This window comes from Flavobacterium sp. 140616W15 (assembly GCF_003668995.1).
Lineage (GTDB): Bacteria > Bacteroidota > Bacteroidia > Flavobacteriales > Flavobacteriaceae > Flavobacterium.
On sequence record NZ_CP033068.1, the window covers coordinates 4114446 to 4127646 of the forward strand.

Below are 13201 nucleotides of genomic sequence, written 5' to 3' on the forward strand. Positions count from 1 at the left end.
TAAAATATTTTGTAAATAAAAACTGTAAAACATTTTAATTGATTTAAATATTATAACAATCCCTGTTTATTCCATAGATCAAAATATTCTCCTTTTTGATTTAATAAATCGATATGATTTCCTGATTCGATGATAGAACCATTTTTCATTACCAAAATTGTGTTAGCATTAGCAATTGTACTTAATCGATGGGCGATAACAATAACTGTTTTCCCTTGTAATTTAAAATTATCGATTACTTCTTTTACTATTCTTTCAGAATTCGTATCTAGTGATGATGTTGCTTCATCCATTAATAGAATCTCCGGATCTTTGTATAAAGCTCTTGCAATTGCAATTCGTTGTTTTTGACCACCTGAAAGCATAGTGCCATTTTCTCCTATTTGAGTTTCAAAACCATTAGGCAATTTTTCTACAAATTCTGTTATTCCAAGTTCTTTAGATAAATGCAAAACACGTTGAATATTTGGAAAAGAATCACCTAAAGCAATATTTTCGATAATATTTCCTGAAAATAAATTGAGTTGTTGAGGAACTACTCCAACGTAATTCCTTAAACTTTGATGATGGATAAATTGTGTATCATATTCGCCGATGTAAATTTTACCTTCTTTTATAGGATATAAATTTTGCAACAAAGAGATTAATGTAGTTTTACCACTTCCGCTTTCACCAACAATAGCAGTTGTTTCATTTTTTTTGAATACTGCATTGAAATTTTTAAAGACTTCAACTCGTGAACCATAACGAAAGGAGACGTTCTCGAATTTTATATTTCCTATATTTTCTCTTTGAAGCTCTACCTTGTTTTCTGTTTCTTCCCGCTCTAAGTCCATTATTTCGAAAAGTCTATCAGCTGCAATCAATGCATTTTGTGCAGTTTTGTTCATCCCAATTAAAGAAGCAACAGGAGAAGTAAAATAACCGATTAAGGCATAAAAAGAAAACAATTCTCCAGGAGTGATTGCTCTGTCAATTACATACCCTGAGCCAATCCACATTAAAATAACGGTGAATCCCGAAGCCAAAAATTGGGTAGATGTATTTGCAAAAATCCCATTTAGACCAGATTTATAACCCGTAAACAATAGTTTTACAAATTTGTTTTCGGTTTTTAAATTGGAATATTCTTCGATTCCAAATTCTTTTACGGTTCTTATGTGAGTGATGCTTTCGACTAGTTGGGTTTGCAGTTCGGCGGCATTTTCCATAATGTTTCGTTCTACTTTTTTATTGAATTTATTCAGAACAAAATAGATTGCTGCATAAAAAGGAATTACGAGTAGGATTACCAAAGCCAGTTTCCAATAATAAGTAAACATCAACGCAAAGGAAAAGATAACAATAAAAACGTTTACAATCATCTCAATTGCTACTTCATTTATAAATGAACGAATTTTTACAGCATCATTTATTCGGGAAGTAATTTCTCCTATTTGCATAGTGTCGAAGAAACGTTGTGGCAAATGGAGCAAATGTTTATAATAACCGAGTATTAGCTTAGCATCAATTAGTTGCCCGGTTTTCATTACAAAGATGCTTTTTTTGGAACCAATATAGGCCTGCAGTATTATAATTGCAAGCATTGATATGCTTAATAAATTGAGTAAATTTCTATTCCCATCAACCAATACATAATCGGTTATTTTTTGGATGTAAATAGACATTGCTAATCCCAAAACGGTAAACAGTATTGCACCAACGAGGGCTTGAATTAAAATAGTTTTATGCGGTTGTACCAAATGCCAAAACCGTGTTACAGGAGAGGTTTTTTCATTATACACTTTAAAGTCATCATTCGGAGCAAAAAGAATTAATACTCCAGACCATATTTTTTGAAAGTCTTCAAAAGTATAGGCTGCCATTTTTCCAAAGCCTGGATCCATAACAGTAACCCTTGATTTTTCAACTTTATAGATCACCACATAATGATGCAATTGTTCTTTTGTAATTATATGAGCAATGGCCGGAAGTGGGATTTTATCCAAAGAATCTATTCCGCCTTTGACTCCTTTGGCGGTAAAACCCATTTTTTCCGCAGCTTCAATAATCCCTAGCACATTGGTGCCTCGTTTATCGGTATTGGCATATTGGCGGATTCTCGCTATAGGGAGATTAACTTTGAAATGGTTTCCAATAGAAGCCAGACAAGCCGCACCACAATCTTTAATATCATGTTGTTTTATTTTTATTGAACTCATATTAATTACTACTTTCTAATTGTTTAGGATTAAGCCAATCATCTACTTTATCGAATAATAAATCGAATAAACTTCTTCTGGTAATGATGTATCGTGTAGTGAGTGTCATTCCTTTTGAAACATTTGTTTTATAACCCGATTGTAACTGCATCGTTGAAGAATTTAGTGCACTTCGTACTTTAAAAAAGGCTTGTTCTCCTTGCATGGTGATATTTCGATCAATATCAATTACTTTTCCTTCTAATAAACCCCATTGATTGTAATTAAAGGCATCCAACTGAAATTTTACTTTCTGGCTTTTTTTTATAAGGCCAATATCATTTGGGGAAACATTGCTTTCGACAATAAGATGATCTGCTGCCGAAATTGATGCGATAGCTTGTGAGGTATTTATGTAAGAACCGACTTGGATACCCGAAAAACTCTCTACAGTTCCAGAAATAGGCGCTAAAACAATATAATTAGTCGATTCGGTATTTATTTTGGCAACAGTTCCATTCAAGTTTTTTAATCGTTCCTCTAAGTCTCTTTTTTGATTTTCCCAAGTGGATTTTTGCTGAGTTATATAGCTTTGTAATGCCTGATTAGCAAAACGAAATTCGTATTCATCTTTTTCGAATTCAGCTTTTGCAATAATATCCTTATGGTATAAGCTCTTATTTCGGTTGAAATTAATTTGTGCTTGTGCCACTTTGCTTTGCAATTCATTTTTGCGGGCTTGAAATTTGGATAAATCTTCTCGGGCAGTAGATGTTGCTATATGAGCCGTTTTATTTTGCAACAGACAGGAAATATCTTTTAGTAATGCCGAAACAGAGCTTGATAAGCTGTCTTGTGTTTTTTTATCACTTTCCAGATTTTGCTTGGAGATTTTTATAAGAGTATCGCCCTTTTGTACAATAGCATTGTTTTTAAGTGACAACCAGGTCACACGGCCACTTACTATAGTTGAAACAGGAACATTATCGGTAGTACTACGGATAATACCACGACTCTGACTACTAATGTCTACTTTAATTATTGGTAATAAAGCCAAGAAAACAATAATTGCCAAAACAAGAGCCAGGTATATGGATATGTTCTTTGTCTTGTTTTTTGCAATAAGATTTTCGAGGGTGTTTATTGGATCTGAACTGAAGTTCATGATTTAAATTTATTTAGTTGATTTTATCTAAAAAATAGTCTTATTTTCTTTTGTCAAAACTATGGAAAACAATGTGTTGAAAGCAAATGGTCGTTATCGATATTCGGGAATCCCGATATTGTTTTCAGGAATTATAATACAATTGAACTTGCAAATAGTATTGTATATCAATTAAGGGATAGAGTTGTAATAGTTTACATCTAATAGGTTTTAAAACAGATAAGATTATTGGGATATTGCCTTAAGAAAATGAGATGGTTGTTTCATTTAGCTTCAAAAACACGAAAAGATCGGGGATATCTTTAATCGAAAGTTGTAAATAAGAGGGAGTGATAGTAGTAAATTAAAAACTACGGTAAATAAAATAATATTCCAATTTTTATTTGATTGCAACTTGTTTTTAAACAAAAGTCGTTCAATGCAGACATTATTTTCTTTTTCTATGTAATAAGAGGCCGCCTAGGTATCCTCCTTTTAAAATATATAAAAATCATTTATTTTAAAAAAGAACCTAAAGCATATCCTAATAAATAAAGAAATAAGGATAACAAGATTACAATTCGAATTCGCTTTAATAATGTTGATGACTCCATAAATAAAATTTTAATAATTTGGTAGATCTCTTTTAAGATTAAAGAGCTTTAAAATTTAATGCGTATAATTATAATACGCTTTTCCGCATAATGTTCCCATAAAATAGATAAATGAGACAATTATTATGCATACGTAGATAGCCTTTATTAGATTTTTTTCCTTTGTTCCAAAAAAAGAGTTGATATTGACGATTTCTTTTCCATAATTTTTAGCATTATTTATTTTAAATTTCCATCAATTTATTTCTCAGGATTAGATTTATTTCTAAAATTTGGAATAATTAAATCAAAAATTAGTAGGGCAACTATAAGAAAGTAAAGAATAGGTTTTTTGTATATAAAGTCTATATGAAAAAATACAATTGACAATCCATAGAGAATAGTAATTACGTAAAGCGCGATTCTAATTTTTTTCATTTGATGCAACATTAAGGGTTTAAATAAGTTAATTTTTTTCGTTCTTTTTTTTATCAAAATACAATTTGATAAATACAAGTGCAATTAACAATCGACAGCCTCTATAAATCCATTTATTGACATCCCAAAAGAATAATTCATGTGTGTCACGTGTATCAAATAATGAATAAAAGAAGCTTATTGAGAATAACAGACTTAAAACAAGATAAAAGTTTTTTGATAAGTTCATTAAAGATTAATTTTTGGATTGTACGATGTTTTTTGGTTATTTTAAATTTTAATAATGATACACCTCGAATATTATTTTATTTCGAGATATAGTTTTGCTAACTAAAGGTGAGATTTCTATCTTAATTTCAGCGAACTACATGAGTAGATTTTTTCTAAAATTTATTGCCAGTTTTTTATGTCGCAATTTACTTAATATTTTGCTGTTTTTTAGAATATTGAAAGACTTCGTAAGAGGTAATCAATTGGATTCTTTCTTTAATATATTAATTTTTGATTGAATTTCAAATGAATATATTAAAGACATCTTTTCATAAAACTGATATAATTCAAGTACTTTTTTAGATTGTTGTAATCGTATTGATGTATCTTTCTCGAGTGAAAATCTAAAAAATAATAAATCTGCAAAATCTTTAATATTATCCAAATTTGTGCTTCCAATTATTTCTAATATTTCAGAAGATTCTTTTTCTAAAAGGGATTGTGTAGAATGATTAAAAGTTTTTAAGTTGAATTCATCTATATAGTCAACAATATTTTCTATTTCTGATGGTTTTTGCTTTGTCAATGCCATTAAAAAGTCTGAAAATTTCTTAATGTTTCTGAGAATTAAGTCTTTATTCGTTTGCATTATGTGTTTTTATAATTAAGATATTTCTTGTATCGGTAAAAATGAATTCATTTTTAGGTCTTCAAAAGATAAAATAGAGTAATTGGCAAATTATATAAAAAATGTAAAAGGAAACCCCAAATAAAACCATTTTTCATTCTAATATATGCTGTGAAAAAGGATAATGCTATTTGTGGTAAGACAAATATAGGAGTAAGATACAGTAAATTTGAAGGTACAATTTTATAAAAATTAACAATGTGTATCAGTCCAAATGATATCGTAAGCAGGTAAAAAAAAGTTTTAAAATATTTCTTATTTATAGCCTCCATTAATGAATCTTTGACGCATATATAAAAAAGATATTTATAAAAATGATGGGTACTATTTTTATCCAAGTACAAAAGCTGTAGATGTTAATGTTAACTATTTTATCACCAATAAAGTAAATAGATAAAAAAGATAACGATAAAACAATATTCCTCTTTTTTAATTTTAGTGGTAATCTAAAGATTATTTCTTCCATAAAAGGTTCTGAAAAAAGAATAAAGAAGACAGGTAATTTATTGAAATTTATCTCTTGTAGTTTTTTAATTTCTTTAAAGAAGGAAAATTTAGATTTTTGAAAAATAATTAAATCTATAAAATTTATTAAAAATGCGATAAGGAAAATTAAAAGCATCATTTTCAGATAGATTATAAACAATTCCTTTATTTTAAAAACAAAGGAATTGTTATTCTCTAAATTAATTTCCGGATTATTTAAAAAAGAGTTGTTCAAAATTTAAATTATAAAGCAACTAAAAATGCATAAATTCCGTATGCAGCGAAAAAAGCTCCAACTGCCTTTCCTGCACTATGTCAGATATTATTAGTTTGATTATTTCCAGCTTCAATAATTTTAATATCACCCTTTAAATAGAAATAATTAAACAGTGCTTATCCTCCAAACTCTTTTTTCCAAGCTTTTAAAATGCCACAAAAATCCCATATCTTTTTTTGATATTTTGTTGCCAAAAATATCAAAACAAAAACATCAAATAATAAAAACAATAATATTATGTATAAACTCATAATTATAGATGTGATAAAACAGCTACAAATTTATTTTATTAAATTTGTAGCTGTTAAGTTAATTAGTATTATGCATAGGTTGATGAACCTCCGAAATCATACATACTCATAATGTTAATTCTCCCAGCTCCAACCCACCATGGCCCAAAGAAGCCACCTTCAACTTCTTGTACTTCCTGAGCATTAAGCTCAACTAAATTCAAATTTTCTAAATTCATGATTTGTTGTTTTTAAAGTTAAACATTTTTTGTTTGTGACAAATAATTTCTCGAGAAATTTAGTGTGACTTTTTTTACATTCTTTATTCCAGCAGCTGTAAATTCCATTTGCTTTGTTTTTTTAAGGATTAGAAATTAGTTTTATCAATACCCTGTGCTCTGTTTTTTATAGGGTTACATAACAGCTGTATTATTCCCTCACAATTGGCCAAATTGTAATTTTTGAAAAAGAGTGGATTTCAGGTAACGTCTTAACTAAAAAACAATCTCGTTTTCTTTTGTCAAAACTATGACAAACAACGTATTGAAAACAAATAGTCGTTATCGGGATTCGGGAATCCCGATACTGTTTTCGGGAATTTTAGATTAAAAAATAGTTTAAATAATTGGTAATGAGCATGTTGTGTCATATGCGTTAAATTTAGTTTTTATTGGCTAAATCGTACAAGTTTATTGTTTCTTTGTAAGAAAACTAAATAGTAATGATATGCTTTATTAAAAACAGAACGGTTTTATTGCTTTTATTGCCAATAATTTGCTTGGGACAAACTCAAAAAAAGGACTATACAAAACTTTCTTATGATGAGTTGCATGATCTTTATTTTGATAATGAGAAAGATCAGACGAAGCAACTAGAATACGCTCAAGCTTATTTGGCGAAGGCTAATAGGGAAAATATTGCTATAAGAAAGGCTAAAGCCAATTATCAATTTGCACTTTTATATTATAAAACCGACATCAATAAAGCGATCACATATCTGGATAGTGTAATTAAATATTCTCAAAATACGGGTCATAAATTTTTTCCTGCTGCGGCTTATTGCGAAAAAGCGGATTTTCTTAAAAAGCAATTTAAGTTTAAAGAAGCTATGGCTAATTACAATATGGCAGAGAAGATTGCGCTTAAAACAAATATTGATTACTATTATGTGGTGCGGGAATATATTGGAATAACTAAATCCGAAGACTTAGGTGATTATAATGGAGCATTAGATATTTATAAAGAATGCTATCGGTATTATAAAAGTAAAGATTTAAGAAATCCGAAGCTTTCTAGGGATTATCAAAGTGTTATTTTCGGGTTAGCAGATTGCTATAAATCGTTGCAAAATAGGGATTCAACTACTTTTTATAATAAATTGGGGTTTAGAGAGTCTCAAATAACCAAAAATGAAGAATATCAATTTTTATTTGTTTTAAATGAGGGAGCAAACCAAATAGAAGGAAAGAATTATAAAATAGGATTAGATAGTATTAATAAAGCGTTACCCAAGATGATTGAATATAATAATGTTGGCAATGTATTAGCGGCTTATTATTTTTTAGGGAAAGCCTTTGATGGTTTGGGTAAAAAAGAAATTGCTGCTGAAAATTTTATCAAAGTAGACTCTATTTATAAAGTAACAAAAGAAATAAGTACCGAATTTATAGATGGGTACCCGTATTTGATTACCTATTATAAAAACTTAGGAGATAAAGAAAATCAATTAAAGTACATAACTGCCTATATGACCATAGACAGTACTTTACAGAAAAATTATAAAGAATTAAATAAGTTGGTACATAAAGAATACGATATCCCACGTTTAATTTCTGATAAAGAAAAACTTATTGCTTCTTTAAATACTGATAAAAGAGTAACCTATTGGGTGTTGGGGGTTTTATTTTTAACAACAATAGGGGTAGGAGGTTTTGGAGTCTATCAGTATCAACTTAAAAAGAAATATCGTTCGCGATTTGAAAAAATAATAGAGGAAACATCCATAATAGGAGATAAGGAAATTGAGGTAAATAAGGAAAAAGAAAATAAAATTGCTACGACTAAAATTGAACCTATTGGTATAGCTGAAGAATTGGTAAATCAGATTTTAGAAAAGCTTGATGAATTCGAAAACAAGAAGGGATACTTAGAATCGAATATTACAGTACAAATGTTATCTACGACATTTGAGACGAATAGCAAGTATGTTTCTAAAATAGTGAATGTATATAAAGGAAAAACAGTTACTCAATATATAAACGATTTAAGAATTGAATATACAGTTGTACAATTGCAAGAAAATAAAATGTTAAGAAAATACACCATTCAGGCACTTGCTCTGGAATTTGGTTTTAATAATGCAGAATCATTTTCAGCTGCTTTTTATAAAAAAACAGGAATCAAACCAACTTATTTTATTAAAGAATTAGACACAGTGATATAACACTAAGTATCTTATGTTTAGATTCTTAAACGAATAGAATAACTCGACATTCAGGAATTCCGATAAGCATTATATGTTATTTAGGGAGTCTGAGAAGGAGGTATACTATATTTGTAAGTATAATAATAAATTAAAATTTATAGATATGAAAACGAAAAAAGAAAAAAAAGAAGCTAATAAATTTGAAATTGCAAAATTTGAAAACATACATTTAATTAAAGGTGGGGGAATACCTGTTCCAAAAGATGAGCCAGCTGAAGTTACTAATACAAATAAAGGCGGGTCGGGTAACAATTGCGCCTAAATATAGGTTTAGTGTAAAATTCAAATATATGTATATTGAAAATATTATAAAAAACATGAAATCATTTAATGTAATTCTTTTTTTTTCTTTTTAATAAGTTGTAAAACGATAAAAGAAACGAATACTCCAGTAACAAAATTAATTTTCAAAAAAGAACTTAGCCCATTGGAGTTACAGACTTGGTACCAAAAAGATTATCAAGAAGATTCGATACCAGGAATTTCATTGGACAAATGGTATCGTTTAAATAAAAAAAAGCCCAAAAGTAAAAACATTATTGTTGCAGTAATAGATACTCAAATTGATATAAATCATGAAGATTTGCAAGGGCAATTCTGGACAAACGAGAAAGAAATTCCAAACAATGGGATTGATGATGATGATAACGGTTATATAGACGATATTAATGGATGGAGCTATACGGGAACCAAAAATGGAGGTTATGTAGTATGGAGTAACTATGAATATGTTCGTATTGTAAGAGATTGGGGGCCATTGTTTGCAGGTAAAACCGACTCACAAATTGATGCTCAGGATTTGTACAAGTACAAAGAATACCATAGAGCGTTAAAGGAGTTGGAAGATAAGAACAAGTATTATAAAAACTGGTTTAAATCATTGAATCATAATGTTGCTATTTATCCATTGGTAAAAGATACTTTAAAATTTTTTTTCCCTAAAGAGGATTATTCATACAAACAACTAGATAGTTTGTACAAAAAATATAAAATAAACGACAAAAGATACAAACAAAGACGTGATGATAATGATAAAGATTTAGGGGCTTTAATATCTTATATGATGGTTAATTTGGAGGTTAATGAAAAAACCTTTGAAGAAGTGCGAGATATGCAGACACAGTTGGATTCGATTGTGAATAAAAAATTAAATATTGAATACAATGAGCGTCTTTTGATAGGGGATAACCCAAATGTTTTAGAAAAAGGGTATGGTAATAACAATGTGAGTAATAATAAAGAAGGACATAGACCTATTAAGAATCATTGTACTAAGGTGGCTGGAGTTATTGCAGCCAATAGACAAAATGATATTGGGATAAAAGGAATCGTACAAGATGTAAAAATTATGCCCTTGAATATTTTACCAAAAGGAGATGAACATGATAAAGATATTACGATGGCTATACGTTATGCAGTCGATAACGGTGCAAAAGTTATTAATATGTCTTTTGCTAAAGAATTTTCATTACATAAAGAATGGGTTACAGAAGCGTTTAAATATGCTGAAGAGCATAATGTGCTTTTAGTTCATTGTGCAGCGAATGAAGGGCTTGACGTGGATAAAAACCCGTTTTATCCGAGTGATAATGATTTTGAAGATTATAAAGAGATCAGTGTAAATTTCATTAACGTAGGATCTGTTACTCATAATTTGGATAGTACATTTGTGTCTGATTTTTCTAATTTTGGAAAACAAAATGTCGATTTGTTTGCACCGGGAGACGAAATTTATTCTACATCACCTGGAAATAAATATGTTTTCGATTCAGGAACTTCACTAGCGGCGCCAATGGTTTCTGGAACTGCAGCACTTATTTGGTTGTATTATCCAAAACTCACAGTTCAGGAAGTGAAGCAAATTATTTTAGATTCAGGAACGGCTTATAATCTTGAGGTTATTGTTCCAGGAACGAAAGATAAAAAAGCTCTTTTTTCGGAATTATCTAAATCAGGTAAAGTATTAAATGTTTTTGATGCCATGCAACTAGCAGAAAAAGTGAGTAAAAAGAAATTATAGTGTTTATGAAATACCAGAATGTTTATTTTAAAAAATCAACATCAAAAACAAAAAATCAATTTCGGAGTAATTATGACTTTATAATAGAGAAAAAAATACAAGAGTGTATTTTTTCTCCTTTTGATTCCAATTCGGACAATATTCTAGTTAAATTTTTGATAGTGATTGAGCTTTTAAAAATGAAGCAATTAATATAGTTTCTTTTGTGAATAGTAGTGTTATCGATTTCTTTATCCAGTTTTTTAATGAGTCACATACATATGATGGTAAACAGGCAATATTCATCAAAACAAAGGATGTATGAACTACTAATTTACGATCATTTATATCGGTATTATAAAACAATAGCTTATCGACAATCAGCTCCAATTGAATTTTGATTACAGTACTCCTAAGTATTAATCGGTTTTTTTGATTAATTTTGGCTTCTATTTTTATAGTACTATGCAATTTATAATCAAAGAACTTACTACAATTGCCGAAATGGTTGCTCAAATTGAGACCATGCAGTATTTATATCCTAATTTAGGTTTGGATAAATACGAACAATATCTTTCGGAGATGGTTCCTCATAATTACACTCAAATTGCTGTTTTTGAAAATGATACTTGTTTAGGAATCACAGGTTGCTGGTCATCTACAAAATTGTGGTCGGGAAAATATCTTGAGATTGATAATTTTGTTGTGCATCCGGAACATCGTTCAAAAGGGATCGGGAAATTATTGACAGATTATGTTGAGAAAAAAGCACTCGATTTAGGGTGTTCTAATATTGTTTTAGATGCTTTTACTTCTAATTTTGCAGCACATCGTTTTTATTATAATCAAGGATATGGACCAAAGGGGTTTCATTTTGTGAAAATCCTAGATGAAAATAAGTTGACTTAATATAAAAGAGCATAACATTTTCTTAATGAATCAACAAAAACGATATTAAACAAAAGAATTGGTTATTTTTGTTTTATAAATTTTATCACTACAATTATTTTGGGATTATATAAAAATCTTTTTAAACAGACAGCTATTTACGGGCTTGCAACTGTACTGCCACGAATGCTTAGTTTTTTATTAGTACGACTATACACGGGCATTTTGCCAACTGCCGAATACGGAGAAGTTTCTATTGTGTTGTCGTGGATGGTTTTCTTTAATGTAGTTCTTTCTTACGGAATGGAAACAGCCTTTTTTAGATTTTATAATTCTGAACCAGATAAGAAAAACGTAATTGCTACTTCTACGATTTCTATTTTTTGGTCATCTATTATTTTTCTTTTTGCAGCATTAATTTTTAGAAATACACTTGCAACTCTTGCAGAAGTCGATGTACAGTTTGTTACCTATTCTGTTTGGATATTAGTTTTGGATGCATTGGTTTTAGTACCATTTTCTAAACTTCGAGCCAATCAGCGCCCAATGGTTTATGCAGCAATAAAAATTGGAAATGTAGTAGTAAATCTTGTTCTTAATATCTTCTTTTTGATGTACTTACCTACGCTTGCAGCAGAACACCCTAACTCAGTTTGGGATAATTTATATGTTGAAAATTTCCAAATCGCTTATATTTTCATTGCAAACTTGCTTGCGAGTTTAGCTACTTTTATAGTATTATCTCCAAATTATCTTTCGCTTGGACGAAAATTCGACCCAGTACTATGGAAAAAAATGATGAAGTATGGTTTGCCAATTTTGGTGGCAGGGCTTGCTTTCGCGGTTAATGAGCATTTCGACAAAATCTTATTGGGGTATTTATTGCCAGAAAATATTGCAAAGTCAGAGGTTGGAGCTTATTCAGCCTGTTACAAATTGGGATTGTTCATGGTGTTATTTGCAACAGCATTTAGACTAGGAATTGAGCCATTCTTCTTTAGTCATGCCAAAAATGAAAATGCGCCTCAAACGTATGCCGTAATCACAAAGTATTTTGTGATTCTAGGATCTTTGATTTTGCTAGGGGTGATTGTTTTTGCAGATATTTTAAAATTACTTCTATTAGATAATAAAACCTATTGGGAGGCTATGAAAGTGGTTCCCTTGATTATTCTGGCCAACTTTTTCTTAGGTATTTACAATAACTTGTCAGTTTGGTACAAGTTAACTGACAAAACAAAAATCGGTGCTTACATATCGATAGTTGGAGCAATATTGACTTTAGTGTTAAACTATCTATTGATTCCAAAATACAGTTACTACGGATCGGCAATTGCAACAATTTCAGCTTACGGAAGCATGATGCTTATTTCATATGTTTTAGGAAATAAGTATTATCCAATACCTTACGACATGAAAAAAATTGGATCCTATTTAGGGATTTCGATTGTATTCTCTGTTATTTCATTTTATGGATTCAGAGAAAATTACTTTATAGGGATTCCTTTACTCCTTCTGTTTATTTATTTCGTTTATCATAACGAAAAAGATACGATAAAGGGAATACTTAGTAAAAAATAATA

At 29.7% G+C, this 13201-nt stretch carries 10 protein-coding genes; 6 read left to right on the forward strand and 4 right to left on the reverse strand.

Annotation, left to right across the window (positions count from 1 at the left end; genetic code table 11):
• Window positions 1-50: 50 nt before the first annotated feature.
• From EAG11_RS17975 to EAG11_RS22465, 4 genes are all read right to left on the reverse strand, one after another.
• Window positions 51-2201, reverse strand: coding sequence for a peptidase domain-containing ABC transporter (locus tag EAG11_RS17975; RefSeq protein WP_129540386.1), 2151 nt, complete (start codon window positions 2199-2201; stop codon window positions 51-53).
• A gap of 1 nt (window position 2202) precedes the next feature.
• A complete protein-coding gene (locus tag EAG11_RS17980) occupies window positions 2203-3345 on the reverse strand; it encodes an HlyD family secretion protein (protein WP_129540387.1) in 1143 nt (380 codons plus the stop codon).
• 1479 nt (window positions 3346-4824) lie between these two features.
• Window positions 4825-5214: a hypothetical protein gene (locus tag EAG11_RS17985; protein WP_129540388.1), complete on the reverse strand. Its 390-nt coding sequence runs from the start codon at window positions 5212-5214 to the stop codon at window positions 4825-4827.
• A 1121-nt stretch (window positions 5215-6335) separates the two neighbouring features.
• Window positions 6336-6485: a hypothetical protein gene (locus EAG11_RS22465; protein ID WP_242499196.1), complete on the reverse strand. Its 150-nt coding sequence runs from the start codon at window positions 6483-6485 to the stop codon at window positions 6336-6338.
• Window positions 6486-6967: 482 nt separating this feature from the next.
• Between EAG11_RS22465 and EAG11_RS18000 the strand changes: the two genes are divergently transcribed.
• From EAG11_RS18000 to EAG11_RS18015, 6 genes are all read left to right on the forward strand, one after another.
• On the forward strand, window positions 6968-8689 hold the full coding sequence (locus EAG11_RS18000; protein ID WP_129540390.1) for a helix-turn-helix domain-containing protein: 1722 nt from the start codon (window positions 6968-6970) through the stop codon (window positions 8687-8689).
• 145 nt (window positions 8690-8834) lie between these two features.
• Complete coding sequence (locus EAG11_RS21850; protein ID WP_164998731.1) at window positions 8835-8993, forward strand: hypothetical protein; 159 nt, start codon at window positions 8835-8837, stop codon at window positions 8991-8993.
• A gap of 165 nt (window positions 8994-9158) precedes the next feature.
• On the forward strand, window positions 9159-10751 hold the full coding sequence (locus EAG11_RS18005; protein WP_164998732.1) for a S8 family serine peptidase: 1593 nt from the start codon (window positions 9159-9161) through the stop codon (window positions 10749-10751).
• A 263-nt stretch (window positions 10752-11014) separates the two neighbouring features.
• A complete protein-coding gene (locus EAG11_RS22940) occupies window positions 11015-11131 on the forward strand; it encodes a hypothetical protein (RefSeq protein WP_371414648.1) in 117 nt (38 codons plus the stop codon).
• Window positions 11132-11195: 64 nt separating this feature from the next.
• Window positions 11196-11639: a GNAT family N-acetyltransferase gene (locus tag EAG11_RS18010; protein WP_129540392.1), complete on the forward strand. Its 444-nt coding sequence runs from the start codon at window positions 11196-11198 to the stop codon at window positions 11637-11639.
• Window positions 11640-11738: 99 nt separating this feature from the next.
• Entirely contained in the window at window positions 11739-13199 is a 1461-nt protein-coding gene (locus tag EAG11_RS18015) for a lipopolysaccharide biosynthesis protein (RefSeq protein WP_129540393.1), read from the forward strand.
• The last annotated feature ends 2 nt before the right edge of the window (window positions 13200-13201 follow it).

Coding starts and splice junctions, on each gene's coding strand:
- EAG11_RS17975 (WP_129540386.1), bottom strand. CDS start 2,201: ATGAGTTCAATAAAAATAAAACAACATGATATTAAAGATTGTGGTGCG.
- EAG11_RS17980 (WP_129540387.1), bottom strand. CDS start 3,345: ATGAACTTCAGTTCAGATCCAATAAACACCCTCGAAAATCTTATTGCA.
- EAG11_RS17985 (WP_129540388.1), bottom strand. CDS start 5,214: ATGCAAACGAATAAAGACTTAATTCTCAGAAACATTAAGAAATTTTCA.
- EAG11_RS22465 (WP_242499196.1), bottom strand. CDS start 6,485: ATGAATTTAGAAAATTTGAATTTAGTTGAGCTTAATGCTCAGGAAGTA.
- EAG11_RS18000 (WP_129540390.1), top strand. CDS start 6,968: ATGATATGCTTTATTAAAAACAGAACGGTTTTATTGCTTTTATTGCCA.
- EAG11_RS21850 (WP_164998731.1), top strand. CDS start 8,835: ATGAAAACGAAAAAAGAAAAAAAAGAAGCTAATAAATTTGAAATTGCA.
- EAG11_RS22940 (WP_371414648.1), top strand. CDS start 11,015: ATGGTAAACAGGCAATATTCATCAAAACAAAGGATGTATGAACTACTA.
- EAG11_RS18010 (WP_129540392.1), top strand. CDS start 11,196: ATGCAATTTATAATCAAAGAACTTACTACAATTGCCGAAATGGTTGCT.